The organism is Labrys sp. ALF-8 (genome assembly GCF_059699065.1).
The window spans coordinates 2,174,852-2,200,871 of sequence record NZ_AP048537.1; the positions used below are offsets into that span (position 1 = coordinate 2,174,852).

26 protein-coding genes are annotated in these 26,020 nt (G+C 64.5%); 7 read left to right on the top strand and 19 right to left on the bottom strand.

Going from position 1 to position 26,020, the window contains the following annotated elements; all coding sequences use genetic code 11:
• Positions 1-53: 53 nt before the first annotated feature.
• Together hemJ and hemE are read right to left on the bottom strand one after the other, a co-directional pair.
• Positions 54-494: a protoporphyrinogen oxidase HemJ gene (gene hemJ / locus AC6H34_RS10045; protein WP_448150173.1), complete on the bottom strand. Its 441-nt coding sequence runs from the start codon at positions 492-494 to the stop codon at positions 54-56.
• 144 nt (positions 495-638) lie between these two features.
• The gene (hemE, locus tag AC6H34_RS10050) at positions 639-1,661 is read right to left on the bottom strand and encodes a uroporphyrinogen decarboxylase (RefSeq protein WP_497538715.1); all 1,023 of its coding nucleotides are present in this window, start codon (positions 1,659-1,661) and stop codon (positions 639-641) included.
• Between the two features lie 436 nt (positions 1,662-2,097).
• Between hemE and AC6H34_RS10055 the strand changes: the two genes are divergently transcribed.
• Positions 2,098-2,937 carry a pyruvate, water dikinase regulatory protein gene (locus AC6H34_RS10055; RefSeq protein WP_448150171.1) on the top strand — a complete coding sequence of 280 codons (840 nt, stop codon included), beginning with the start codon at positions 2,098-2,100 and terminating at the stop codon, positions 2,935-2,937.
• Between the two features lie 175 nt (positions 2,938-3,112).
• Here AC6H34_RS10055 and AC6H34_RS10060 read toward each other — a convergent pair whose 3' ends face one another.
• The 5 genes from AC6H34_RS10060 to AC6H34_RS10080 form a co-directional block, all read right to left on the bottom strand.
• Complete coding sequence (locus tag AC6H34_RS10060; protein WP_497538716.1) at positions 3,113-4,297, bottom strand: serine hydrolase domain-containing protein; 1,185 nt, start codon at positions 4,295-4,297, stop codon at positions 3,113-3,115.
• 69 nt (positions 4,298-4,366) lie between these two features.
• Positions 4,367-5,401: an extracellular solute-binding protein gene (locus AC6H34_RS10065; protein ID WP_448150169.1), complete on the bottom strand. Its 1,035-nt coding sequence runs from the start codon at positions 5,399-5,401 to the stop codon at positions 4,367-4,369.
• A gap of 101 nt (positions 5,402-5,502) precedes the next feature.
• The gene (locus tag AC6H34_RS10070; RefSeq protein ID WP_497538717.1) at positions 5,503-6,369 is read right to left on the bottom strand and encodes an ABC transporter permease; all 867 of its coding nucleotides are present in this window, start codon (positions 6,367-6,369) and stop codon (positions 5,503-5,505) included.
• Positions 6,362-7,282, bottom strand: coding sequence for an ABC transporter permease (locus AC6H34_RS10075; protein WP_497538718.1), 921 nt, complete (start codon positions 7,280-7,282; stop codon positions 6,362-6,364). The genes AC6H34_RS10070 and AC6H34_RS10075 overlap by 8 nt, the downstream gene beginning before the upstream one ends.
• Complete coding sequence (locus AC6H34_RS10080; protein WP_448150166.1) at positions 7,282-8,379, bottom strand: ABC transporter ATP-binding protein; 1,098 nt, start codon at positions 8,377-8,379, stop codon at positions 7,282-7,284. Before AC6H34_RS10080 ends, AC6H34_RS10075 begins: the two co-directional genes overlap by 1 nt.
• Before the next feature lie 280 nt (positions 8,380-8,659).
• Between AC6H34_RS10080 and AC6H34_RS10085 the strand changes: the two genes are divergently transcribed.
• Genes AC6H34_RS10085 through dnaQ form a run of 4 tightly spaced genes read left to right on the top strand, consistent with a single transcriptional unit; the run spans position 8,660 to position 11,466 of the window.
• A complete protein-coding gene (locus AC6H34_RS10085; RefSeq protein WP_497538719.1) occupies positions 8,660-9,286 on the top strand; it encodes a Maf family protein in 627 nt (208 codons plus the stop codon).
• A gap of 48 nt (positions 9,287-9,334) precedes the next feature.
• Positions 9,335-10,171, top strand: coding sequence for a shikimate dehydrogenase (locus tag AC6H34_RS10090; RefSeq protein WP_497538720.1), 837 nt, complete (start codon positions 9,335-9,337; stop codon positions 10,169-10,171).
• Positions 10,168-10,758 carry a dephospho-CoA kinase gene (gene coaE, locus AC6H34_RS10095; RefSeq protein WP_448150163.1) on the top strand — a complete coding sequence of 197 codons (591 nt, stop codon included), beginning with the start codon at positions 10,168-10,170 and terminating at the stop codon, positions 10,756-10,758. The genes AC6H34_RS10090 and coaE overlap by 4 nt, the downstream gene beginning before the upstream one ends.
• A gap of 18 nt (positions 10,759-10,776) precedes the next feature.
• Positions 10,777-11,466 (top strand): DNA polymerase III subunit epsilon, encoded by a 690-nt coding sequence (gene dnaQ / locus AC6H34_RS10100; protein WP_448150162.1) that lies wholly within the window; start codon positions 10,777-10,779, stop codon positions 11,464-11,466.
• Between the two features lie 53 nt (positions 11,467-11,519).
• Here the strand turns inward: dnaQ and AC6H34_RS10105 are convergent, their stop codons facing one another.
• The 6 genes from AC6H34_RS10105 to AC6H34_RS10130 all read right to left on the bottom strand — a co-directional run bounded on the left by AC6H34_RS10105 (position 11,520) and on the right by AC6H34_RS10130 (position 16,643).
• Entirely contained in the window at positions 11,520-12,449 is a 930-nt protein-coding gene (locus AC6H34_RS10105) for a DMT family transporter (protein WP_497538721.1), read from the bottom strand.
• A 193-nt stretch (positions 12,450-12,642) separates the two neighbouring features.
• The gene (gene secB / locus AC6H34_RS10110; RefSeq protein ID WP_448150160.1) at positions 12,643-13,125 is read right to left on the bottom strand and encodes a protein-export chaperone SecB; all 483 of its coding nucleotides are present in this window, start codon (positions 13,123-13,125) and stop codon (positions 12,643-12,645) included.
• A gap of 159 nt (positions 13,126-13,284) precedes the next feature.
• Entirely contained in the window at positions 13,285-14,193 is a 909-nt protein-coding gene (locus AC6H34_RS10115) for a ribokinase (RefSeq protein ID WP_448150159.1), read from the bottom strand.
• Between the two features lie 100 nt (positions 14,194-14,293).
• Entirely contained in the window at positions 14,294-14,923 is a 630-nt protein-coding gene (locus AC6H34_RS10120) for a 2-dehydro-3-deoxy-6-phosphogalactonate aldolase (RefSeq protein ID WP_497538722.1), read from the bottom strand.
• A complete protein-coding gene (locus tag AC6H34_RS10125; RefSeq protein ID WP_497538723.1) occupies positions 14,920-15,810 on the bottom strand; it encodes a 2-dehydro-3-deoxygalactonokinase in 891 nt (296 codons plus the stop codon). Before AC6H34_RS10125 ends, AC6H34_RS10120 begins: the two co-directional genes overlap by 4 nt.
• 71 nt (positions 15,811-15,881) lie before the next feature.
• Positions 15,882-16,643, bottom strand: coding sequence for an SDR family NAD(P)-dependent oxidoreductase (locus AC6H34_RS10130; RefSeq protein ID WP_448150156.1), 762 nt, complete (start codon positions 16,641-16,643; stop codon positions 15,882-15,884).
• A 245-nt stretch (positions 16,644-16,888) separates the two neighbouring features.
• Between AC6H34_RS10130 and accD the strand changes: the two genes are divergently transcribed.
• Together accD and AC6H34_RS10140 are read left to right on the top strand one after the other, a co-directional pair.
• Positions 16,889-17,764: an acetyl-CoA carboxylase, carboxyltransferase subunit beta gene (gene accD, locus AC6H34_RS10135; protein WP_497538724.1), complete on the top strand. Its 876-nt coding sequence runs from the start codon at positions 16,889-16,891 to the stop codon at positions 17,762-17,764.
• A gap of 202 nt (positions 17,765-17,966) precedes the next feature.
• Positions 17,967-19,286 carry a bifunctional folylpolyglutamate synthase/dihydrofolate synthase gene (locus tag AC6H34_RS10140; protein WP_497539871.1) on the top strand — a complete coding sequence of 440 codons (1,320 nt, stop codon included), beginning with the start codon at positions 17,967-17,969 and terminating at the stop codon, positions 19,284-19,286.
• Positions 19,287-19,324: 38 nt separating this feature from the next.
• On the opposite strand, the gene AC6H34_RS10145 is transcribed toward AC6H34_RS10140, so the two are convergent.
• The 6 genes from AC6H34_RS10145 to AC6H34_RS10170 form a co-directional block, all read right to left on the bottom strand.
• Positions 19,325-20,170 (bottom strand): C40 family peptidase, encoded by an 846-nt coding sequence (locus AC6H34_RS10145; RefSeq protein ID WP_497538725.1) that lies wholly within the window; start codon positions 20,168-20,170, stop codon positions 19,325-19,327.
• 11 nt (positions 20,171-20,181) lie between these two features.
• Positions 20,182-20,532: a MarR family transcriptional regulator gene (locus AC6H34_RS10150; protein WP_448150153.1), complete on the bottom strand. Its 351-nt coding sequence runs from the start codon at positions 20,530-20,532 to the stop codon at positions 20,182-20,184.
• A gap of 154 nt (positions 20,533-20,686) precedes the next feature.
• Entirely contained in the window at positions 20,687-22,132 is a 1,446-nt protein-coding gene (locus tag AC6H34_RS10155) for an amidase (protein ID WP_497538726.1), read from the bottom strand.
• Positions 22,133-22,150: 18 nt separating this feature from the next.
• On the bottom strand, positions 22,151-23,530 hold the full coding sequence (locus tag AC6H34_RS10160) for a leucyl aminopeptidase family protein (RefSeq protein ID WP_497538727.1): 1,380 nt from the start codon (positions 23,528-23,530) through the stop codon (positions 22,151-22,153).
• A gap of 9 nt (positions 23,531-23,539) precedes the next feature.
• The gene (locus AC6H34_RS10165; RefSeq protein ID WP_448150150.1) at positions 23,540-24,379 is read right to left on the bottom strand and encodes a YdcF family protein; all 840 of its coding nucleotides are present in this window, start codon (positions 24,377-24,379) and stop codon (positions 23,540-23,542) included.
• Between the two features lie 234 nt (positions 24,380-24,613).
• A complete protein-coding gene (locus tag AC6H34_RS10170; RefSeq protein ID WP_497538728.1) occupies positions 24,614-25,939 on the bottom strand; it encodes an NAD(P)H-dependent oxidoreductase in 1,326 nt (441 codons plus the stop codon).
• Positions 25,940-26,020: the final 81 nt, after the last annotated feature.

The window sequence follows — 26,020 nt, forward strand, 5'->3', positions numbered from 1 at the left end:
CGCTTTATAGCGCCCGTCTGCCGTGTCGGCAAGCGGGTCAGGGCTGCTCCGGATTAAAAAGGTTTAACGACCACGAGAACAACGATCAGGATCATCAGTACCGTGGGTATTTCGTTGATCATACGGTAGAATTTCGCCGGCCGCGTGTTCCGGTCATTGGCGAAATCCCTGGTGAGCTTCGAGAACCAGCCATGCACGCCAGACAGGATCAGGACGAGTAGAAACTTGGTATGGAACCAGCCCGCCACATAGAAGCCCGACGACCAGACCAGAAGGAGGCCCAGGATCCAGGTCAGGACCATCGCCGGATTGATGATCGCCTTCAGCAGGCGTCGTTCCATCACCTTGAAGGTCTCGCTCTGGATCGAGCCCTTCTGCGCCTCGGCGTGATAGACGAAAAGCCGCGGCAGATAGAGCATGCCGGCCATCCAGGCGATCACGGCAATGATGTGCCCCGCTTTCACCAGATTATAGGCCGTGCCGGCATAGTCCATGAGTAGCTCCAACCTTTCGTCCCGGACATCCCGCAACGCGGCGCGTCACGATTGCGTATCCTGAGCGGCAAGACACGATCTTCCCGATATCGGCCCACAGCCACGCGCTGATGCGTCGCGCCACGGCGACAGCACCCTAACGCCTCAGCCCCTGATTCGCTTCAGCATCTGTTCGACATGGGCGATGGGAGTCTGCGGCACGATGCCGTGCCCCAGGTTGAAGATGAAGGGCTTGCCGGAAAGTGCATCGAGAATGCGATCGAGGGCACGGTACAGGGCATCGCCGCCGGCAACGAGCGCGAGCGGATCGAGATTGCCCTGTACGGGTTTCACGACCTGCACCTCGCGGGCGGCCCAGGCCGGATCCACGGCCCAGTCGAGACCTACGGCATCCACCGCAATGCCTTGCGCATAATCACGATAGAAGGATCCCGCGCCCCGCGGAAAACCGATGATGCGTGCATGGGGATGGCGTGTCCGGACGCCTTTAACGATACGCTCGACAGGCTCCACGGCCCAGCGCTCGAACTCGTTCGGCGGCAGGATTCCCGCCCAACTATCGAATATTTGGACAGCGTCGACACCATTTTCAAGCTGCGCCGACAAATAATCTATCGAGGCGCCCACGATCAGGTCGATCATCGCCGAAAAGAACCGGGGATCCTGATAGGCCGCAAGCCTGGCCGGTACCTGGTCCTTCACGCCCCGACCGGCAATCATATAGGTCGCCACGGTCCAGGGCGCGCCGCAGAAGCCGAGAAAGGTCACATGCGGCGGAAGGGAGGCCTTCACCCGACGGATGGTCTCGAACACGGGCTCCAGATGATCGAGATCGACGGACGCCTTCAAGCCCGCGAGCCCGGCAAGATCGGTGACGGGCTGCAACCGGGGACCCTCGCCCTCTTCGAACCAGACCTTTTGTCCCAAGGCATCGGGAACCACCAGAATGTCGGAGAACAGGATGGCCGCGTCGAAACCGAAGCGACGGATCGGTTGGAGCGTCGCCTCGACCGCAAGCTCGGGCGTGTAGCAGAAATTCAGGAAGCCCGATGCCCTGGTGCGCAAATCCCGATATTCCGGCAGATAACGACCTGCCTGGCGCATGAGCCAGACCGGCGGCACGGAAGAAGCCTTGCCGGCGAGAACGTCGAGGAGGGGCTTTGTCATGGGAAGGCTCTACCGGTTCGATCGGCTGGACATGTCGAGGCTCGACCGATCCGACGGCCTACCTAAAAAATAAAGAGAGAGATATGAATCTTCATTCTCTTTCTTCTTAACAGTTCGTTTACCGTGGTTCCTCGCCATCCACAATCTGTGCACAGGCTCCCGCCGTTCGGCAGGGTAAATTCCGAATGTTGGAGAGAGCGCGCCAGGGGCTGAATCAGCCAGGCGATTCAAGACGTTGGGCTTGACGGGAGAGGGGGGCCGCCGGATTGCACTTAGCGCCTTATGAGTCTTGTGCAGGCAGCGTGCATGAATCTCATCCCAAGCGTGGCGCCTGTTGATGAAACACCGCATCCTTCCACAGGGGTTCTTAAGAGAAGGTTAACGCACCTGATCTGTCCCCACTTGTCCACAATCCTGTCCCGGGTTACCTCATGCCATGGCGACAAGAAGCTTCTTCCATCTCCACCTGGTTTCGGACTCCACCGGCGAGACCCTCATTACCACCGGCCGTGCCGTGGCTGCGCAATATCCGGCGATTTCGGCGCTGGAACACATCTATCCCCTCGTGCGCAGCCAGCGTGATCTCGACAAGGCGATCGCCGAGATAGAGACCAATCCCGGTATCGTGCTCTACACGCTGGTGGAGGCGGATCTGGCCGAACGCCTGGAGCGGACCTGCCGGGATATCGGTTCTCCCGTGCTTTCGGTGCTGCAGCCGATATTCGATCTTTTCCAATCCTATCTCGGCATAGAGCTGTCTGTGAAGCCGGGCGCGCAGCACGTGCTGAATGCCGATTATTTTCGGCGCATCGATGCCCTGAACTACACGATGCTGCACGACGATGGCCTGATGGGCGGTGATCTCAACGAAGCCGACGTGCTGCTGCTCGGTGTCTCTCGTACCTCGAAGACGCCGACCTCGATCTATCTGGCTCATCGCGGCATCAAGACCGCCAATATCCCGCTGGTGCCCGGCGTGCCCTTGCCGCCGGAGGTCGAGAATCTCCGAAATCCGCTCATCGTCGGCCTTTTCGCCTCGCCCGAGCGCATCGTGCAGATTCGCGAGAACCGCGTCCTAACGCTGAGTCCGCAGCATGATGTGGCTGCCTATACGGACCGGACCCTGGTGGCCGAGGAAATCGCGCAGTCGCGCCGGCTCTTCAATCAGCGCGGCTGGCCCATGATCGACGTGACGCGTCGTTCCATCGAGGAGACGGCCGCGGCGATCCAGGGCTTGCTCAGGGCGCACCGTCGCTCGCTGATCGTGGAAACCTAGAGCAAGGCGCGTTTGGCTAGAAACGCCGCTTCTCTCTAACTCTTTTTCCTTTCAGACCAAGTCACCGGAAATCGCAAAATGCTTGTGCCATCGGCAGTTTGGTCTGGAACGGCCAGAGCGTCTGTCCGCCTTTGGGTTTGAACTTTCCAGGCGGTGCTTGGTCGAACCCGAAGACCTATATGAGGGTGGCGAGGCCCTCGAACAGCTCCAGGCAGAGCCGGTCTACCGGATCGTCCACGGGAATGGGCTGGGACGACATCTTTACGACCACCATTTCCGCCTTCGGGTGCACATAGACCCACTGGCCGTGGATGCCGATGCCGAAAAAGGCCTCGCTGGCGTAGCCGGTCTGGTACCATTTGTTGCGGTAGCTGCCGGCGGCCAGCAGCGGACTGAAATCGCCGGCCTTCCAGGCGTCGGTGTCGCCGCCCGTACGCGTATCGCGCACCCAGGCCTCGGAAACGATGCGGCGACCATCGAACATGCCTCCCTGCCGCATCATCTCTCCGATGCGTGCAAGATCACGGGCGCCCATGACGATGCCTCCCGCTGCCCGAGGCGCGCCGGCGGCATCGACGGTGATGTAGCCGTCCTGTCCTGCGCCGAGGGGCTGCCACAGCCGCCTGGACGCGAAGTCCGCATAGCGTTGCCCGGTAGCCCGTTCCACGACGGTGCCGAGCAGATCGGAATTGGGGGAACGGTAGCGGAAGGACCCGCCATGATCGCCGGCCCCCTTGGGCATGGTCGAGATGAAATCGAGCAGCGATTCGGCAGGCTGCCCTGGCTCGGGCGGATTCCAGAGCGTTGCACGGCGATAACGGGCGAAATCGCCCGTCGCGTCCAGGTAGGCTTCCTCGAAGGCAAGGCTCATGCGCATGTCGAGGATGTGCCGCACCCTGGCATCGCCATAGGCGGAGGCGGCGATCTCGGGAACATAGGTGGTGATCGGTGCATCGGGGTCCAGGAGCCCGTCATCCTGGGCGATGCCGGCGAGGATGGCGGTGAGGGACTTGCTGACCGAGAAGATGATGTGGCGGCTGCGGGTATTGAAACCGGGTGCGTGATAATCGGCGATGAAACGTCCGGCCTTCATGATGACTAGGGCGTCGGTCGAGGTCTGCTTCAGGATTTCGCTCAGAGGCCTGTGCTCGCCGGCGACGGTCAGGCGTTCCTCGAGCAGCCGGGATGGGTCGGCATCGGGCACTTCCGCGGGCGCCGTCCCGGCCGAAATGACGGCCGTCGGCACGAGTTCGCTGACATTTCGAAAGGCCCATACGTTCCAGGGCGGCAGACGCCAGTTCGAGAGGCGGACATCGGTGCGGGGAAAACCATACCGGGATTCGAACGCAGACTGGACCATGACGGGAACTCGGCGGGTAGAGCCTTCCCCGCCGGGCGACGGGAAAGGCAGGAATGTTGCTTGTGCGGCTTACTTCTGCAGCTCGGTCCAGATCTTCGTGTAGAGGGCCTGGACGTCTTCCGGACATGCGCGGGAATATTCCGCAGTCTTGAGGACCTCCGGAGGCACCACCACTTCCGGGGCATTCTTCATATCGTCGGGCATGTATTTCTCCGAGCCCTCGATACCATTTGCGTAGCGGTGGAAGGACGAGTTCAGCGCCGCGTTCTGGGGATCCATCAGGAAGTTCATGAACAGCTTGGCGTTCTCGACATTCTTGGCCTCCTTGAGGACCACGACATTGTCGCTCCACAACACCACGCCTTCCTTGGGATAGCCGTAGTGGATCTCGGGATGGGCCAGGCGCTGGCGCAAGGCCGAACCGTTCCAGTCGCTCGTGGCCTTGAAGTCACCCGCACCCATCTTTTCGATGGTGTTGTACTCCATGGCGATCCAGTTCGGCTTGGCTGCGATCAGCACGTCGCGAGCCTTCTTGAGGTGCTCCTTGTCGCCATCGCAAAGCTTGCCGCCGACATAGGCGAGAGCCGCAGCCATCACGTCGCTCATCTCGGGCACGACGTTGACCTTGCCCTTCAACTCATCCGGCGTATTGAAGATGATGCCCCAGGTGTTGATGTCGCCCTTGTAGACATTGGTGTTCACGACGACACCCACGGTGCCCCAGGCCCACGGGACCGAATATTTGCGGCCCGGATCGAATGGCGGGTCGGCCCATTGCTTGGCAACGTTCTTGAAGTTCTCCATCTTGCTGGGATCGACCTCCTGCACGAGGCCTTCCTGGATCCAGATGGGAAGATAGTTCTGCGAGGGCACGGCGATGTCAAAACCGGTGCCGCCCTGGCGGACCTTGGCAAGCGCAGTGTCGTTCGAGTCGTAGTCGGTGATGGTGACCTTGACGTTGTATTGCTGCTCGAACTTCTTGATCATGTCGGGGCTGGTGTAATTGCCCCAGTTGAAGATGTTCAGCACGCCATCCGCGCTGGCTAGGCTGGTGGATGCGAGCAGCGCCAAGGTGGCGGCCGCGACCGTGGACTTCCAGTTCATCTCTATGCTCCCGTTATGGCTGGGGTCAGGCTTGGCTCTTCTTGCCCCATCTTCCGTTCATGCTGCGGGCGGGCGACACAGCCGGTCTCCCGCCCCTCGCATCAGTCTTTCTTCCTGCTGACGAAGAAGAAAAGCGTCACGATGCCGATGGACAAGAGAAGGAAGACCGTCGACAGCGCATTGATCTCGGGCGTCACGCCGCGGCGCAGCTGGCCGAGCATGTAGGTGGGCAATGTGTCCTGCCCCCCGGACTTGATGAATTCGGTGATGACGACGTCGTCGAGGGACGTCACGAAGGCGAGCATGAAACCGGCCAGGATGCCGGGCCAGAGCAGGGGCAGCGTCACCCGCCTGAAGGTGCGCCAGGGCGTGGCGTAGAGGTCGGCTGCGGCACGCTCCAGCGCCAGGTCCATGCCCTCCAGACGCGCCCTGATCGGGAGATAGGCGAACGGTACGCAGAAGGCGGTATGCGCGGCAACGAGGTAGGAAAGGCCATCATAGCCCGTGAAGATCTTGATGCGCGAGAAGAAGATCAGCAGCGCCACGCCAGTCACGATTTCCGGCACCATCAGGGGCTGGTTGATGGCGGCATAGGTGAAGGTCAGGCCCGGATAGGCCTCCGTCCGGGTTGTGGCGAGTGCCGCCATGGTCGCGGCGATGGTGGAAAGCAGTGCTGCTATGGTGGCGATCTGGAAGGATCGGACGGTCGCACCGACCACCTCGTCGTTGTGATAGGCGGAAACGAACCATTTCAGCGAGAAGCCGCCCCAGGTGGAAACAGATGTCGCCTCGTTGAAGGCATAGACCACCATCACCAAGATCGGCAGGTAGAGCATCACGAAACAGAAGATTGCGATGCTGGTGAAGCCAGGCTGGTAACGGATCGAAAAACGGGAGACCCGTCCCGGCCTCGATGCTCCTTCCGGACGCGGACCGGTATCCGCCCCGGTCGTCAGTGCCTCAGCCATGACGCGCCCCCGAACCCGCCGCGTTGCGGACATAGACGAGCAGGGCGACCATCACGACGACCATCACCGTGATGGAGAGAGACGCTCCGAGAGGCCAGTTGCGGCCCTGGCCGAATTGCAGCTCGATCAGGTTTGAAAGCATCATGTTCTTGCCGCCGCCGAGCAGGTTGGGAGTGACATAGGCGCCGAGGGCCGGAATGAAGACGAGAATGGAGCCGGCGATGATTCCGGGCTTCACCAGGGGCACGATGATGCGCCTCAGCACCTGGAAACGCGTCGCATAGAGGTCGTAACCGGCCTCGACGAGGCGAAAATCGAGTTTCTCCATGCTGGCATAGATCGGCAGCACCATCAGCGGGAGGTAGACATAGGCCATGCCGGCCAGGATGGCGGTGTCCGTGTAGAGGATCTGCAGCGGGACCGAGATGATGCCGAGCTTGAGCAGCACGGCATTGAAGAGGCCCTCGTTGCGAATGATCTGCAGCACCGCGAAGGTCCGGATCAGCAGGTTGGTCCAGAACGGGATGGTGATCAGGAAAAGCCAGAGATCACGCCGATGCGCGGGGCGCGTGGCGATGAAATAGGCGGTCGGGAAACCGAACGCCAGTGTCACAACCGTGGTGAGCAGGGCCAGCTTCACGGAGCGCCAGAAGATGGTGATGTGGGCGATGGCGAGCGACAAGGTGTCGTCGAAGATGTCCCGCTCGAAGAAGACCGAGACCCAGGCGTCCGTCGAGAACTGCCATTTCACGTCCCCATAGGGGCCGGGCATCAGGAAGGAATAGATCAGGACGATGAGCAACGGACCTGTTGCCGCAAACAGGATGACCAGCAGGGCCGGTGCCGACAGCAGCCAGTGATTGCGGGTCTCGCGGCGTTTCGCCTTGTCGGCTATCTGGGCTGCATCCGACATCAGTCCCTCAACACCCGGGCGGTACCATCGGCGAAAGCGACGCCGGCGCGCTGGCCTGGCTCGTAGAGGTCGACGATGCCTCGCGCATTCTGTCGCCGCACGGTGAAGATGCTGCCGGTATCCAGGCGCAGGTGGAAATGGGTGTCTGTGCCGAGATAGACGACGTTCTCGATGGTACCGGCCAGCATGGCCTGTGGCGCCGCAACGAGCTGCGCATGTTCGGGCCGGACGACGAGCCAGACCTTGTCGCCGGGCTTGTGACCCTCCTGCAAGGAAGCCCCGATCTCCTGGCCGGATGGCAGCTTCACCCTGGCATTGTCACCATCGTGCGCGATCAGATCGGCTTCGATGAAATTGGTTTCGCCAATGAATTCAGCGACGAAGCGCTCGGCTGGGCTGTCGTAGATCTCGTGCGGCGTGCCGACTTGCAGGATCTTGCCGGCCGACATGACCGCGATGCGGTCCGACATGGTCAGTGCTTCTTCCTGATCATGCGTCACGAAGATGAAGGTGATGCCGGTCTCTCCCTGCAGCCGTTTGAGCTCGAGCTGCATTTCCTTTCGGAGCTTGTAGTCGAGAGCCGAAAGGGGTTCATCGAGCAGGAGCACCTTGGGCTGCGGCGCGAGAGCACGGGCAAGGGCGACGCGCTGCTGCTGGCCGCCGGAAATCTGGCTGGTCTTGCGGTCGGCAAGGTGCTCCATGCGCACGAGGCGCAGCATCTCGGCGACTCTCGTCGCGACCTCCGCCTTGGGCCTGTCGAGCATTTCGAGGCCGAAGGCGATGTTCTGCGCGACCGTCATGTGCGGGAAGAGCGCATAGCTCTGGAAGACGGTGTTGACCGGCCGCTTGAAGGGCGGCAAGCCGGCAATATCCTCGCCATACAACATGATCTGGCCGGCTGTCGGGAAGTCGAAGCCCGCGATCAGCCGCAGCAGCGTGGTCTTGCCGCACCCGGATGGGCCCAGCAGGGTGAAGAACTCGTTCTGGCGAATGGCGACCGAGACGGTGTCCAGGGCCACGAAGCCCGTGTCGACAGCGCCAAATACCTTGCGCACACCTCGAACATCGATCGAATTCCGGTTCGTTTCGTCCGGCACGCACACAATCCCGCATCTGGCCTGACAAGGTCAGGTCGCTTCGATTATCAAAGTCTCTTTCAAATATTGTGATCACAAAATCAGCGGCATTGCAACTGCGTGCCATGAGGCGTTTTGCGGCAGAGGCTGCACGAAAGCTGCGCAGGCCCATGAGCCGGGAGGTTGTGCCCGACCGCGGGAGGGTGTCCCCCGAGCTTGCATTGCTGTGGATGACGGGGTTGCGCCCGCTGTAATTCCGGGCAAGTTTCCGGCCAGCCGCGACACAAGGAACGCCAAAACCGTGCCCAATACCGAAGCATCCGGCCCGCCGGCCGTCTCCCTCGTCCTCGCCTCGAAATCCGCGATTCGCGCCGACATGCTGCGGGCTGCGGGGCTGGCGATCGCCACTCATCCCGCGTCCATCGACGAACGAGGCTTTGAGCGGCAATGGGAATCCCAGGGCCTGGCACCCGATGCGGTGGCGGAAGCCCTGGCCAGGGAAAAGGCCCTGGCCGTTTCCCGCGCGTTTCCCGAAGCGGTAGTCATCGGCGCGGACCAGACCATGGCTCTCGGCCCGCTGCGTTTCAGCAAGGTCGCCACCATGGCCGATGCGCGCTCCAAGCTCCTCGCGCTGCGAGGAAGGCAGCACGCGCTGCATTCGGGATTTGCCCTGGCGCGGGATGGCGTCGTAGTCGCGAGCGGCGTCGCCAGCGCTCGTCTCCTGATGCGGGAGTTTTCGGATGCCTTCCTTGACGATTATCTCGCCAGGGCCGGGGAGGCGATTCTGGCCAGCGTCGGCTGCTATCAGCTGGAAGGCCTGGGCGTGACCCTGTTCGAGGCGATCGAGGGGGACTATTTCACCATTCTCGGTCTGCCGCTGCTGGCGGTGCTGGAGGCCCTGCGAGGGCAGGGATTGGTGGCGGCCTGATACGGAATGCGCTACAGGCGGGCATCCGCCGCCTATTCCGGGACAACAATGAAACGAGCCTTCGTCGTCGGCTATCCCATCTCGCATTCGCGCTCGCCGCTGATCCATTCCTTCTGGCTCGCGGAGGCCGGCATTGACGGAAGCTATGAGCGCGTCGCGGTGGAGCCCGCCGCCTTCCCCGAATTCGTCAGGACCTTGGAGCAGCAGGGTTTCGTGGGTGGAAACGTCACGGTTCCGCACAAGGAAGAAGCGTTTCGCCTCGCGCTGGTGGACGATCCTGTCGCGCGCGACCTTCATGCCGTGAATACGCTGTGGCTGGAGGGCGATGTCCTCAAGGGGGCCAATACCGATGTCATGGGCTTCCTTGCCAATCTCGACCAAGAGGCAAAGGGCTGGGACGGCAGGCTCGACCGGGTCGTGGTGCTCGGCGCCGGGGGAGCTTCGAGGGCGGTGCTCTATGGGCTGCTGCAGCGCGGCGCCGCGGAGATCCTGCTCGCCAACCGCACCTTCGAGCGGGCGCAGGCTCTTGCCCACCATTTCGGCCCGAGGGTGAAGCCGCTGGCGTGGGAGACAGCCGAAGCGGCGATGGTCGGTGCGGACCTTCTCGTCAACACGACGTCGCTCGGCATGAAGGGTCAGCCGCCGCTCGACCTCAGCCTTTCCAGGCTGCCGCGTACGGCCCTGGTCACCGACATCGTCTATGTTCCGCTGGAGACGCCTCTGCTCGCCAAGGCTCGTGCCCTGGGTCTGCGCACGATCGACGGCCTCGGCATGCTCCTGCACCAGGCCGTCCCCGGGTTCGAGCGCTGGTTCGGCGTCAAGCCGCTGGTGAGTTCACAATTGCGGGCATTGATCCTGGCCGATATCGAGAAGCAGGGGACATGACCTTCATCCTCGGCCTCACCGGTTCCATCGGGATGGGGAAATCCGCGACGGCCGCCATGTTCCGGGCGCGCGGCGTGCCCGTGCATGATGCCGATGCAGCCGTGCACCGCCTCTATTCAGGCCCGGCAGTCGAGGCGGTGGAGGCGGCCTTTCCAGGCGTTGCCGTCGACGGCGTGATCGACCGGGCTCGTCTTGGCGGATACGTCATCGGCAAGGCCGAGGCGATGAAGCGGCTGGAGGCCATCGTCCATCCCCTGGTGCGAAACGCCGAGCGGGAGTTTCTCGCCGCGGCCCGGAACAAGGGCGCCCATCTCGTGGTGCTCGATATTCCCCTTCTTTACGAAACCGGCGGTGAGAAGCGTTGCGATGGCGTGGCCGTGGTATCGGCGCCCGCCGCTGTCCAGCGTGAACGGGTGCTGGCGAGGCCCGGCATGGACGAGGCCCGCTTCGCCGCCATCCTTGCGCGCCAGCTTCCGGATGTGGAAAAGAGGGCTCGCGCCCATTTCGTGATCGACAGCGGTGCGGGCTTCGCCTTTGCGCAGCGGCAGGTCGATGACATAATCCGGGCGCTCGCTCCCACTGCCTGAAACTGTCTGGTTCCATCCATGCGCGAAATCATCCTCGACACCGAAACCACCGGGCTGGATCCCAATGAGGGCCACAGGCTGGTCGAAATCGGCTGCGTCGAGATGATCGACCGCATGCCGACGGGCAATACCTGGCATCGATATTTCAATCCCGAGCGCGACATGCCGGTCGAGGCCTTCAACGTGCATGGACTCTCAGCGGAATTCCTGTCCGACAAGCCCCTTTTCGGGACGCTGGCGCAGGAATTCGTCGATTTCCTGGGGGATGCCCACCTCGTCATCCACAATGCCGGCTTCGACATGCGATTCTTGAACGCCGAGCTCAGGCGCGTGAACCTGGGCGTCCTGGCGATGGACCGGGTGGTGGATACGCTGGCCATGGCCCGCCGCAAGCACCCGGGCGCCGGCGCTTCGCTGGACCAGCTCTGCCAGCGCTACGGCATCGACAATTCCAAGCGCGTCAAGCACGGAGCGCTGCTCGACGCGGAGATCCTGGCCGACGTCTATATCGAGCTGACGGGGGGACGGCAGACGGCGCTCAGCCTGGCCTCGATTTCCGCCGCCACCGTGGCCCGCGGAGCCTCCGGCAAGATCGGCCCGCGCCCCAAGATCCTGCCGCCGCGCATTCATCCCGAGGAGCTGGCCGCCCACGAGGCTTTCATCGCCGGTCTGGGCGAGAATGCCCTCTGGAAGAAATACGGGGCTTGAATGGCTGCGCCGGTGATCGAGCCAAGCCGCCCTGTTGAAGCTGCCAGGTTTCCTCAGGCCCGAACCGGGCGATCGAGCACCTTCAGCAACCTTCCGTCGATCGCCGCCAGTGCAAGCCCGATCAGCGCCATGCCGGCGAGGTGGTTCAACTGCAGCCTCTCGCCTAGAACCAGCGCACCGAGCAGGATGGCGCTGACCGGGATCAGGAACGTCACCAGCGCCAGGTTGGTCGCCCCGGCGGTGGTGAGAATCCGGAAATAGAGAATGTAGGCGAACGCGGTCGAGAGCGCCGCGAGGCCGAGAATCGCGAGCCAGGCGCCGGGGCCCGGCATTGCGAGGGTCCAGGGCTGGTCCACCACGAGGCAGACCGGCAGCAGGAGCAGCGTGGAGGCGCTGACCTGGCCGGTGGCGGTGACCATGGGCGCCACGCCCATGCGCTTGAAACGACGCCCGAAGATAGCGGCAAAGGCATAGGAGAGTGCGGCGCCCAGCACGGCGAACTGGGCCATGATGTCCGTACCGATCCCGCGCAGTCCAGCGGGCCAGATCAGTACGGCCACGCCCAGGAGGCCGATCAGCACGCCGGCCAGCCGATTGCCGGTCATGCGCTCCTCGGCTGTCGTCATGTGTGCGACGACCACCGTCCAGAGCGGCGTGGTGGCGTTGAGGATGGCGGCCAGGCCGGAGGCGATATGGGCCTGGCCCCAGACGATCAGGCAGAACGGCAGGACGTTGTTCAGAAGTCCCATGCCGAGAAAGGCGGCCCAGATGCGGCTGTCCGCCGGCAGGCGCTGGCCGATGAAGGGCAGCGCCGCTATCAGGATGAGCGCGGCGAGGCCGACACGCAGGGTCACGATGGAGAAGGGCGGGAGCACTCCCACGACGACATGGACGAAGAAGAAGGAGCCGCCCCAGAGCATCGAGAGGGCGATCAGCAGGCTCCATTCGAGCAGGCCCATCGGGCGGACGGAAGACGATGACATAGCGCATATCCCGGGATCATGGCTTCCCGGGGATAGGGAGGATTGGACGAGTGCGACACCCGATTCCTGTCGCGGGATGGCGTGCTGGTCGTTGACGGCAAGCTCCCTCGCCGACAAAGAAAATGGCGGCCTGGAGCCGCCATTCGATATCGTTCTTCAGGCCGCCGGCATGCGGACCGCCCCCCCGGGGGGGTTACGCCTGGCCGACGGTCGGCTGGGCCTGGGCGAGGCGGTTGCGATAGAGAGCCACGAAATCGATGGGGTCGATCATCAGCGGCGGGAAGCCGCCATTGCGGGTGCAGTCGGCGATGATCTGGCGCGCGAAGGGGAAGAGGAGGCGCGGGCCCTCGATCATCACCATTGCGTGGATATTGTCGTCGGGAATGCCGGCGAGGCGGATCACGGCGCCGTAGAGCAGCTCGAACTTGAACAGCGTGCCGGCGCCTTCGCCCGCGCCGCCTTCGATCGAGAGCTCGACTTCATAGTCCTGCCCGCCGAGCGGCTTGCCGTTCACGTTCACGGTAAGGGCGATCTGCGGCGAATTCTGGATGTTGCCGAGGGAGCGCGGCGCATTGGGGTTCTCGAAGGAGAGATCCTTGATGTACTGCGCCAGCACATTCAGCGAGGGCTGCATTTCCTGTTCACCGGTGCTGCCGTTCTGCGGTTCGGTCGCCATGGTATGTTCCTTTTGTCGCGACGAAGCGCCGCTGAGCCAGCGCGCGGGTACCACGTCGCTGCGTCAGGGACAAGGGGAGAGGCGGTTGTCATGGAGGCGCCAGCCGGCGTTGACTTCGCGGGGGAAGTGCATGCAACTCCGCGTGAACCCGAGAAATGTTCAGGCCGCGTAGTCCTTCAGCGCGTCATCGATCTCCGCCTTGGCGGGGATGCTCGACTGGGCGCCGGGCTTGGTGCAGGCGAGCGAGCCGCTTGCAGCCCCGCGCGCCAGCGCCAGCGAGAAGCCGAATCCCTGGTCCAGCGCGGCGGCATAGGCTCCGGTGAAGCTGTCGCCGGCGGCGGTGGTGTCGACCGGCGTGACCTGGAGCGCCGGCGCCGTGCGCCTTACGCCGTCGATCCAGCCGACGACGCCTTCCGCGCCGAGGGTGACGATGCCTGCACAGCCATAGCGCTGGTTGATGAGCATGACTGCCTCTTCCGGATCGCTGGTCTCGATTCCGGCCGCCTTGGCGACGGTGAGCGCTTCGTATTCGTTGACGACGAGATCGTCGATCAGGCGAAGCATGTCCTCGGGTACCGGCCCGGCCGGCGCCACGTTGAAGACGACGCGGGCTCCCCGCTCCTTGGCGATCCTGATGGCGGCGAAATTCTCCGAATCGCGGATCTCGCGCTGGAGGAGCACGATATCCCCCTTCCCGAGGCCGGATTTCTCGAGCTGCTCGGCTCGGGTCGATTGGTTTGCGCCGGAGGCAACCACAATGGCGTTCTCGGCTTTTTCGTCCACGGTGATCAGCGCGACACAGGTGGGCTTGTCGACGGGAACCACGCCGCTGACGTCCACGCCTGCCTCACGCATGATGGACAGGGCGAGATCGGCGAAGCCGTCATTTCCGCGTGAGCCGATGATAGCCGTCTTCGAGCCGGCGCGGGCGGCCGATACCGCCTGGTTGGCCCCTTTGCCGCCAGGCACCATGAAGTAGCCTTCGCACAGCACGGTTTCGCCGGGATGGGGAATGTGGCTGACATTGGTGACGAGATCGACACCAAGCGAGCCGAAGACGACGATCATGGGCGGTTTCCCTGAGAGTTTTTTACGAAGATAGCGGCTTGGCGGGGGATGGCAATATGCTCGGCGGGCCGGAAGGGCGGCGGGGGACCGCCATCGGGGTTCAACGCATCCTGCGGACGGCTTCCGCCAGGGCCTGGGCCCGCCTGCCGACCTCCGCCGCGTCCCGGCCGACGGCATAGAGATCCGATCCGACGCCGAAACCGTCCACTCCCACCGCGAGGTAGGGCGGGATCGTCGCCGGCGAGACGCCCCCCACCACCAGTATCCGCGTGCCCTTCGGCAGGACCGCGCGCATCGCCTTCACCGCGGCGGGCGATGCCATCTCGGCCGGGAACAGCTTGAGCGCATCGGCGCCCGCTTCCAGGGCCGCGAAGGCTTCCGACGGCGTGAAGAAACCCGGCAGCGAAAGCATGCCGCGTGCCTTGCTGGCCCGGATGACGTCGGTGTTGGTATTCGGCGAGACCACGACCGTCCCCCCTGCCTCCGCCACCTTCGCGACGTCCTCGACCGTCAGGACCGTGCCTGCTCCCACCAGCGCCCTGCCGGCGAGGCGCCCGGCGAGCAGGCCGATGGAGGTGAAGGGATCGGGCGAATTCAGCGGCACCTCTATGATGCCGATGCCGGCTTCGACGATGGCCTCGGCAATGCCGACGACCTCGTCCGGCTTGACGCCGCGCAGGATCGCCACCAGCGGCATGCTGGCGAGGGCGGATTGCAGGTCGAGGCTCATGGGGCGATATCCTGGTTGTGGGCGGCCGCAATCGCGGCGAGGCCGTCGAGGAAGGCTCGTTCGGGCGAGATGATCTCGATGCCGACACCGTAGGAGCGCAGCGCCGAGACATAGCGCTTGGCAAGGACGCCGTCCGCGACGAGGGTGACGGTGTGGTCGCTGCCATACCGCTTGAACGCCCCTTCGATCTCTGTGCCGATCAGCAGGCCTGAGAGATAGGGGCCGACCTTCTCGCCCGCCATGTTGCCGGCGAGCACGCGGGACCTGGCCTGGAACAGACGGTTGAGGAGTCCCGTTCCGTCCTTCGCCGCTTCCAGCCCGTCATCGAAGCCGGTCAGGTCCTCCGGCTCCGTGGCGAGGCGGGCAAGCAGGCTGTGCTGGTGGAAGAGCGCATAGGTCTCGCCGGTCATGAAGGTGGCGAAGTCGGTAATGGCGCCATCTTCGACCTTGGCCCATTTCGAATGGGTGCCGGGCAGGCAGACGAGGCCGTTCCGGACCTCGGTCCCGAAAATCAGCGTTTCCTCGCCGCGCATGACGTCTGCGCCACTTTCATCGCGTGCGATTACACCGGGTACGATAGACACTCGTTCCGTAACCTTCAGCATTGATCCGGCGAGGCTTTTCGGCGAGGCGGGACAGGAAGCATAGGCTGCCTCGGCCCAACCGTTGCGGGCGCCGACCATCCCAGCCATGAGCACGGGCGCTTGAGGGCTGGCCTTCATCCAGGTCCCGCAATTGCGTTCCAGCACGGCGGCGAAACCGCCAGCTGGCACGGTGGACATCCCGTCCTCGGCGGAAATGCGGTCCAGCACCTTGCCGCCGGCGTCCAGCAGGAAGGCCCGGAAGCGGCTCGTGCCCCAGTCCACCGCGATAAGTTCAGAAGTCATGCTCGGTCCAATTCCTGGTTTCTCGGCATATTGCCTGGCGATGTCGTGGCGCCCCACGCTTCATCCATCCCTCAGATCCAGCCGCCATCCACCACGATCTGCTGGTTGGTCATGCCCGAGGCCTGGTCGGAGGCCAGGAACAGCACGGCCTTGGCGACGTCCTCCGGCAGCATCTTGCGCTTCAGGGCCTGGTTGCGGAAGATCGCTTCCTCCCCCTTGGCGTCGACCCACAGGGCGATCTGGCGTTCCGTCATGATCCAGCCGGGAATGACGCAGTTGACGCGGATGTTGTCCTTGCCGAATTCGCCGGCGAGCACGCGCGTCAGGCCATAGGCGGCCGATTTGGCAGTTGCATAGGCTGTGAGGTCTTCCGAGCCCATCAGCCAGGAACCCGAGCCGAGATTGACGATGGCCCCGCCGCCGGCGGCGATCATGTCGGGGATGGTGGCCTGGGCCGCGAAGAAGGCATGCTTGAGATTGACGGCGATGCGGTCGTCGAAATAGTCCGGCGTCACGTCGAAGAATTTGTGACGCTGGTCGTGCGCCGCATTGTTGATGAGCACGGTGATCGGGCCGAGCCTTGCGCTGATATCGCCGATGGCGTCCTTGAGCGCGTCGATGTCGGTGATGTCGGCCTGCTTGTAGAGGACGGTCCCGCCCGCCTTGTTCAGCTCGTCTGCCAGTGCCTGGGACGGCTTGTCGGCGATATCGATGAAGCCGACCTTCGAGCCCTGCTCGGCGAAGAGCCGCACGATCGACGCGCCGATGCCCTGCCCGCCGCCGGTGACGAGGACGGTGCGGCCTTTGAGATCTGGAAAAATGGCGTTCGCCATCCCTGGGACTCCCTGATGTCTTATCGGTGGTGTCTGGATTCGTCCTACATATCGCGCGCTTCCAGCGTGGCGTCTAGGGCATGTCGTCGGGAAGGAAGCGCATCGGGCTCCGGCGGATAGCCGGTGAAACGTCCCAATCCGCCTAAGCCGCTGACAAAAGGATCGCGAGCGACTACATAGGGCGGAATGACTTATCGCCGCCGAGTCCCTTTGGAGGGTTGGGCGTCCCGCTTTCGAGGTTTCCCATGAACTGGATTGCCAACGTCGTCCCACCGCGCATCAAGGACTTCTTCTCGCGCCGCGACACGCCGGAAAACCTGTGGATCAAGTGTCCCGAAACCGGTCAGATGGTATTCCACAAGGACCTGGAACAGAACAACTACGTCATTCCTACCTCAAACTACCACATGCGCATGACGGCGACGCAGCGCCTGACCATGATGTTCGACGAGGGCAAGTGGGAAGACCTGCCGATTCCGGAAGTGGTCGCCGATCCCCTGAAATTTCGCGACGAGAAGCGTTACACCGATCGCCTGAAGGATGCCCGCACCAAGACGGGTATGCAGGATGCCATCAAGCTGGGCGTCGGCTCGGTCGAGGGCGTGCCAATGGTGATCGGCGTACAGGATTTCGATTTCATGGGCGGTTCGCTTGGCATGGCCGCCGGCGAGGCCGTGGTGAAGGGCCTCCTCACGGCAGCGGAGCGCGGCCTGCCGTTCGTGATGTTCGCGGCTTCCGGCGGTGCACGCATGCAGGAGGGCATCCTCTCGCTGATGCAAATGCCACGCACTACCGTGGCGATCCAGCGCCTGCGCGAGGCCAGGAAACCCTATATCGTCGTGCTCACCAATCCGACCACGGGTGGCGTCACGGCTTCCTACGCCATGCTGGGCGACATCCAGCTTGCCGAGCCCGGTGCGCTGATCGGTTTCGCCGGGCCTCGCGTCATCGAACAGACCATCCGGGAGAAGCTTCCCGAGGGCTTCCAGCGCTCCGAATATCTCAAGGAGCATGGCATGGTCGATATGGTCGTGCACCGCAACCAGCTGAAGGCGACGCTGGCACGCCTTTGCAGGCTCCTCACCAAGGCACCGGCCAAGGAAGTGCAGCAGGCCGCCTGATCGCCGCCTCTTCCCTGGAACGGGAGGAGGTTCGGATCGGGCGACCGATTCGAAGGACTGAGGCCAGTATTGGTCGCATGCGCTCAATCAGTCTGGAACGTTCGCGTCATTTTCTTTCGGCCTTGTCTCACCCCCGGACTTCCTCCGTATGGCTTTCCAGAGGCAGGCCACGCGTACAACTTCCAGGAACTATCCCGCCGCCATGACGCAGTCCGATGCCTATCTCTCCCGCTTCATGGCGCTGCATCCCAAGAAGATCGACCTGTCGCTTGACCGGATCCAGGCGCTGCTGGCCAGGCTCGGCCATCCCGAACGGCGGGTACCGCCGGTGATCCACGTCGCCGGCACCAACGGCAAGGGATCGACCATCGCCTTCATGCGCGCCGCCCTCGAGGCGGCCGGTCACGCGGTGCATGTCTACACCTCGCCCCATCTGGTGCATTTCCACGAGCGCATCCGCCTTGCCGCGCCGGGCGGCGGCAAACTGGTCGAGGAGGACAGGCTCGTGGAGGCTTTCGAAGCCTGCGAGACGGCCAATGACGGCGCTCCCATCACCTTCTTCGAGATCACCACCGCGGCCGCCTTCAAGCTCTTCGCCGACAATCCGGCGGATGTGCTGTTGCTGGAAGTGGGTCTTGGCGGGCGGATGGACACGACCAACGTCATCGACAACCCTCTCGTCACCGTGATCACCTCGATCTCGCAGGACCACGCCGATTTCCTCGGCACCGATATCGCCGGCATCGCGCGGGAGAAGGCGGGTATTCTCAAGCGCGGCGCGCCGGGGGTGATCTATCCGCAGATCGACGAGGTCCGAGCCGCCATCGAGGCGGTGGCCGCCAGGGTCGGCGCGCCACTGATCATCGGTGGCCAGGATTTCGACGTGCATGAGGAGAACGGACGCCTGGTCTACCAGGACGAGAGCGGCCTGCTCGATCTGCCGCTGCCCCGCCTGCCGGGGCGCCACCAGCACCGCAATGCGGGTCTCGCCATTGCCGCCCTGCGCAGCCAGGGCCTCCTCAAGCTCAAGGACGCGCATTTCGAGAAGGCGATGCAGGTGGTCGAATGGCCCGCGCGTCTCCAGCGCATCAACCAGGGCGCCATCCCTGCCTTGCTGCCCGCCGGATCGGAGATCTGGCTGGACGGCGGGCACAATGTCGATGGGGGCCGCGTGCTCGCGGAAGCCCTGGCCGAACTCGAGGAGAGGCACCCGCGACCCCTGGTGCTGGTCACGGGCATGCTGACCACCAAGGATTCGGACGGATTCCTGCATAATTTCTCGGGGTTGGCCCGGGAGGTGCATACCGTGCCGATCGAACACAGCAGCGCGGCGCGCTCGCCCGAGGAAGTCGCGGTTGCCGCCCGCCATGCGGGACTGGCGGCTCGTCCGCATGCGAGCCTGGAAGAAGCGCTCCGCGCCATCGCCAGCGAAGCCTTTCCGGTCGCGCCCCGCGTGGTGCTGACGGGGTCGCTCTATCTCGCGGGCGAGGTGCTGACCTTCAACGGTTCGGCGCCTAGATAGCCTCGGGTGCGCGGACAGCCTGTCCGCGCACTTGGGATTTACAACCGCTTGATCGTCCGCAACGGGCTCCCCGCGGCAGCGATGCGCTGGATTCCCGCCGCCAGCCCCTCGACGACGACCGTCATCACATGGCCGGTGGCATGGATCATCGTTTCCGCGTCGCGGACCATGGCGACATGGCCTTTCCAGAACAGGAGATCCCCTCGCCGAAGATCCGCAAGGGGCGTGTCCGGATCGAGCACATGGCCGAGCGCCTTCTCCTGCATGTCGCTGTCGCGCGGGCAGGCAATGCCGCAGGCCGTGAGCGAGGTCTGTACGAGGGCCGAGCAGTCCAGGCCGAGGCTCGACTTGCCGCCCCACAGATAGGGTACTCGCAGGAAGGTTTCGGCGACGGATACGGGATCGCTCTCATGGCTATCGATAGCTCTGGCATGGGCGGAGAAGACGAAGCCCCAGCCCTCCAGGGCGAGGAACTGCCCCTCCGTGCGGGAAACCGCCAGTGCGCTGCCATAGCTCAGCGCCATCATCTGCGGCGACTTGATCGACGGGACTGGGTAGATGAAGGTGCGCAGGGCGCTCACGCGATGGGTTGGTACCTGCGCCGTGCCCAGCGCGTTGGCGGAGAGCCAGCCGACATAGCCGTCGTTCGCGGCCTGGCCCCAGGCCCAGCCTTCCATCTCGTCATAGACGGTGAAGATCTCGCCGAACAGAAGCTCGGTGTCGATGGAAGCGGAGAAATCGGGGTCCCTGCGCAGCGTGACCACATTCTCGACCACGCGGCGCTTCTCGCCCTGGACGTAGCGCGGCGCCGGCACGATGCCTTGCAGCGAAGCGGCGGCGAGGTCCGGGCGGGCGGGGGTGGTGCGGCGGTCGAAAGCGGGCAAGGCGGTATCCATCAGCGCGGCAGGTCCTTGGCAAGGGCGACGAGAATATCCCCCAGGCGCTCCACGTAAAGGGCTCCGTCGACGGTACGCTGGATGATGACGTTGCGCCGGTCGAACTCGTCCCGCCGCCGGGCGGTGAGCTTGAGCTTGGCCAGGCTGTCGAGGGCCCGGGTAATGACCGGCTTGGTGACGTGGAGCTTGGCGGCGAGGCCCCGCACGGTATGGGGCGGTGGCTCCAGGTAGACGGTGAGCAGGATGGCGAGCTGGCGGCCGGATAGATCCGGCTGTGCGTCGCGGACCAGCGTCAGCGTTACGTCATGCCAGAGCCGCAGGGCCTGTGCCGCCCGGATCTCAACCGCCATGAGGGCAAATCCTGTCCTCGAGGCGATCGCGGAGGCTGATCGCCGCTCATCCGGGTAGAATAGCGGCCGAAAGACGCAAAATTCGTTAATACCGGAAGCGCGGACATCTCCTCTGCTCCCGCGGCCATGGCGCCACACCGATACCGTTATCCCTTCAGGAGCGGACAGGATGTCCTTGCTCCCGCGGGTCGATCGGCACCAGGCTCGACAGGCCGAGCAGTTCCTCCAGCACGGCGCCGGCCGAGAGCAGGGCTGCTTCGCCGCGCGGCTTGCCAACCAGCTGCAGGCCTACGGGCCGCCCGTCCGTGGTGAAGCCGGCCGGGATGGCGAGCGAGGGGCAGGATGTCATGGTTACGACGCTGGCGAGGCGCAGCCATTCGACATAGTTCTCGAAGACATGCCCTTCCACCTCGCGCACCCAGCGTTCCCTGACGTCGAGGGGCGGGGTACAGGCAGCCGGAGCCAACAGGAGGTCATAGCGCGAGAAGAAGGCGGCCACCTCGTCGTAGAGGCTGCTGCGGCGCAGCAGGGCGGCAGCGATCGTCTCGGCATCGAGCGCGCGCCCGCGCTCGATGTTCCAGATCACGTCGGGCTTGAGCAGCGTGCGCTTCGTTTCATAGAGCTCGCGCATGCCGGCGACGTAGCCGAGGGCCCGAAGCGTCTGGAAGGCCTCGGGCACGCCGGAGAAATCGGGGCAGGCTTCCTCGACGATGCAGCCCGCCGCCTCGAAGCGCCGGGCGGCGGCTTCACACAGGGCGCGCGTCTCGCGATTCACCGGCGTCACGCCGAGGTCCGGCGAAAAAGCCACGCGGCGGGGCGGCTGCCGGCGCCGGGCGCTCTCGCGGAAGCCGGTCGCGGGTGCCTCCAGGGAGAGCGGGTCGCCGTTGTCCCAGCCAGCCATGGCATCGAGCATCAGGCCGATATCCTCGACCGTGCGGGCCATCGGCCCATTGACGGCGAGGGTGTCGAACTTGACGCCATCGGGACCGCTGGCAACCCTTCCCGGCGAAGGCCTCAGTCCCACGACCGAGCAGAAGCTGGCGGGGGTGCGCAGCGAGCCGCCGAGGTCCGAACCGGTGGCGAGCCAGACCTGGCCGGTGGCGAGCGCCACGGCCGAGCCGCCCGAGGAGCCGCCGGCATTGAGGGCCGTGTTCCAGGGATTGAGCGTGTCGCCGAATACCTCGTTGAAAGTGTTGGCGCCTGCCCCGAATTCCGGCGTGTTGCTCTTGCCGATGGGGATGCCGCCATGGCCCTCGAGCCGTTCGACCATGATGTCGGAACGCTCGGGCACGTGGTCGGCGAAGATCGGCGAACCGTAGGTGGTGCGCACGTCCGCGAGATCGTTGAGATCCTTGACCGCCAACGGGAGGCCGCCGAGCCAGCGGAAGTCGTCCGTGGGCGCGGGCTCGGCCATGATGCGCCGCGCCTGGTCGCGCGCGCGATCGGCGCAGAGCGTCACCATGGCGTTGACGGCACCGTCCACCGCTTCGATGCGGGCGAGGGAAGCGTCCACCAATTGGAGGGGCGTCACCTCTCGCCGGCGCAGGAGATCGACCACGGCGCAGGCGGTCAGGCGGATCAGTTCGTCGCTCTCTGCCATGGCAGCCTCCCTGGGCTCTCAGCCGTATTTCTTCTTGAGGTAGGCGTAGAGTGCCCGTGCGCCCATCACCTCGGCGCCTTCCGGGCGCCCCGGCTTGGTTGCGGGGTTCCAGGCATAGATGTCGAGATGGACATAGGCCGAAGCCTTCTCGACGAAGCGGTCGAGGAACAGGGCCGCGGTGATCGAGCCGGCAAAGCCGCCGCCGGGGGCGTTGTTGAGGTCGGCCACTTTGGAATCCAGCATCGCATCATAAGGAGGCCAGAGCGGCAGGCGCCAGAGCGGATCGCCCTCCTGCGCCGCATGCGCCAGCAAGGCCTCGGCGACCTCGTCGTTGCGGCTGAACAGCGGGGGCAGGTCAGGCCCCAGGGCCACGCGGGCGGCGCCGGTGAGCGTCGCCATGTCGACGATAAGGTCCGGCGCCTCCTCATCCGCGAGGGTCAGAGCATCGGCGAGCACCAGGCGGCCCTCGGCGTCCGTATTGCCGATCTCGACGCTCAGGCCCTTGCGCGAGGCGAGGATGTCGCTGGGGCGGAAGGCCGAGCCGGAGATGGCATTCTCCACGGCGGGAATCAGCACGCGCAGGCGAACCTTGAGGCCCGCAGCCATGATCATGCTGGCACAGGCGAGCACCGAAGCGGCGCCGCCCATGTCCTTCTTCATCAGGATCATGTTGGAGCTGGGCTTGATGTCGAGGCCTCCGGTGTCGAAGATCACGCCCTTGCCGACCAGCGTGATCTTCGGGTGGGCGGGATCGCCCCAGCTGAAGTCGATCAGACGCGGCGCGCGGGAGGAAGCCCGGCCCACGGCGTGGATCATCGGGAAGTTCTCCTTCAGGAGGTCGTCGCCCACGATCACCCTGTAGGTCGCCTTGTGCTTCTCGGCGAGCCGGCGAGCCGCGAGCGCCAGTTCCTCGGGACCGAGATCATTGGCGGGCGTGTTGACGAGATCACGCGCGAAGGTCACGGATTCGACAATGGCGGCAATTTCATCGCGATCGATTTCATCGGGCACGACAAGGCGCAAGGCCTTGATATCGCTAGTACGATAGCGATTGAACTTGTAGAGCCCGAGCAGCCAGCCGAGAGTTGCCAGCCTGTCGTCATGGCTGGCATTCGCGAAGCGGTAGGTACCGGCCGGCAGGACCGTGACGAGCTTCGCGGGGAGGAAGACATCCCGGTGACGGGCTCCCGCCGCCTCCAGGCCGAAGATCACGCCGCCGAGCGCGACACCTGTTCCGGGGAGGGCGAGATGCTGCCCGGCCTTGGCTTCGAAGCCGTTGGCGGCGATCCAGTTCCGCTGGGTTTCCGGCAGGGCGTCGAGCACCTGCACGAAATTTTCCTTGGTGACGAACCAGACCGGAACGGCCCTTTCGTCGGCGGTGACCAGAAGCTCGGACATGTTGTGCTTTCAGGGTTGGGGAAGGATGTCGTCGATGCGTCCGCTCAGCCAGTAGGCCAGCAGGCCGATCCATTCGCGCGCGGCGAGGGTGCATTGGCGCAGGCCGTCGCTCATCGAATAGAAGGGCCGCATGGCGTCTCCCGGTCCCGCGGTGCGATAGTTGACGGGATAGGCGATCACATCAAAACCCGCCTTGCGAAACAAGGCCATCGAGCGCGGCATGTGGTAGCCGGAAGTGACGAGGAGATAGCGCTGGCCCGGCTGCGGCTTCAGCATCTGGTAGGTGAACTCGGCATTCTCGTAGGTGTCGCGCGAGCGGTTCTCGAAGACCATGCGGTCATCGGGGATGCCGAAGCTGCGGAAGAGCTGGCGGGATGCGTCCGCTTCCGCGGCGTCGCCCCAGAACTGGCCGGCCAGGGATCCGACGCCGCCGGTGAAGACGATCTTCGCCTCCGGAAATTGCCGCGACAGGCCAGCCACAGCCGTCATACGCTCGGCGGAATCGGTGAGGGCGGTGTCGTGGCGCGCGGTGGAAATGTGCGTGTCGACGGCGCCGCCCAGGACGATGACGCCGGCGATCTTGGGTAGGGCAGGATTGGTCGGGCTGAGATCGTCCGAGGCCGCGAAGGCGGGCGGCGGAAAACGATCCTCGAGCGGCTCGATGATGATGCTACCGAGCGGCGACAGGCCCATCACCGCGAAAGCGAGGATCGAGAAGCCCATCAGGAAACGGCCGAAGCGCTGGAAGCGGCGGGTGAAACTGGCGGCGAGGCCGACGAGCCCGAGCATCAGGGCTGCATTGGCGGGCAGGATCAGGAAGCTGACGATCTTGGCGGCGTAATAGAACATGCAAGGCCTATGGGGGAGTAAGAACGCCAGCCCTTGGACCGGCTTCGGCATATATGCCGGGCTGTCCAGCGGCATACCATGGTCATGCTACGTTAAGGCTAAGGAAGGGTTGCGATTTGCAGGGGTGGGTTAGGGACGAGAAAGGCTGGCCGATGGCCGCGGGACCATGACGCCTCGTCGCAACCGATCCCTCGGACCGGCGGAGCAGGCGGCAACGACACGCCGCCTCAGATTTCATGCCGCATTGGCGTTGAGGAAACGCTGATCCGCCAGGTCGAGCTGGCGCCGCAGCTTCACGATGGTGAGGCTTTCGTCCACGGCGCAATTGTCGTGGCTGAGGAGTTCGCCCTTCCTGATCGGCCTGGTGACGCGGGCGCGTTCGGCGAGACCCAGGGGAAGCAGGCGGTCCTTGCGCGCATCGGCCCACCGCATCGACCAGCCGCGGTAATCATATTCCCCGATGCGGCCCAGCACCATGCCGGGAGCCAGGTCACGCTTGGCGACGGCGGCCGTCTCGGCGACGGGGTGGTCGAGGGGCTGCAGGTCCGCCGTGCCGTAGAGGACGGCGCGAATTGCCGTGAGCGGCGTCTCAAGGCTGGTGAGGTGGTAGGGCCGATGCAGCGTGAAGAAGGGACCCTTCCCCACGTGAAGGTCCGTCATGCGTTCCAGCACGCGGGGATGATTGGGCTCGACCACGCAGAACACGCCGGGCGCCACCCCCTTGCCGATGGTGTAGTCGACGCAGCCCCGGCGGGAAAGCACGCCGCCATGGCTCGTGGGAATCAGCACCTCGGCGAGTTCTTCCTTGCTGGCGCGCGGGCCGTGCAGGCCGGGCTTGTCCGGCTCGAGGCCGGTCGCGTTGGCGAGGGCGACCATCTCGACCATGGTCTTGGAGCCGTCGACGAATTCGACCAGCACGCGCGGATTCATGTCGCGCGCCGTGGCCTCGGCAATGTAATCGTCCGGTACGGCATCGAAATTGAGGGCGTTGTTCTTGCCCTTGCCCGCGGCGACCACCGTCATGCCGAGCGCCCGGGCGAAGGTCACGAGCTCCACGGCCGCGGCCGGCTCGTCGCCCGCCGCGCCGGTATAAATCACGCCGGCCTTGCCGGCCTCGGCCTTGAAGTGCCGGCCGATCGTGATGTCGGCCTCGACATTCAGCATGACGATGTGCTTGCCGTGCCGGATGGCCGCTTCGGCCACGATCGCCCCGGATTCCGGATGCCCGGTGGCATCGATGATCACCTCGATCCGTCCGGCGCCGGCGAGCGCCTCGAGGTCGGTGGTAATGGCGATGCGCCCCGTCTCGATGGCGCGGTCGATGGCCGAGCTGTTGGCGACCTCGACCAGTTCGTCCAGCCGGTGTCCGGCGCTGAGCGCAGCGGAAATGGCATTCTGCGGCCGCGAGCGCACGGCGACCGCACCCACCCTGATGCCCTGCATCAGGGCGATCTGCACGATGAGGTCGGTCCCCATCTGACCGGCGCCCACCAGCCCGATGGTGATCGGCCCCTTTTCCCGGGCACGTTCCATCAGGTCGGCTGCAAAAGAGGGGTTCATGCGGCGCTCCGTCGAATTCCTTGCATCCCTGTACCCCTCAATGGGCATGCATGCAAAGACTCTCGGCTTAGGATGCATCGT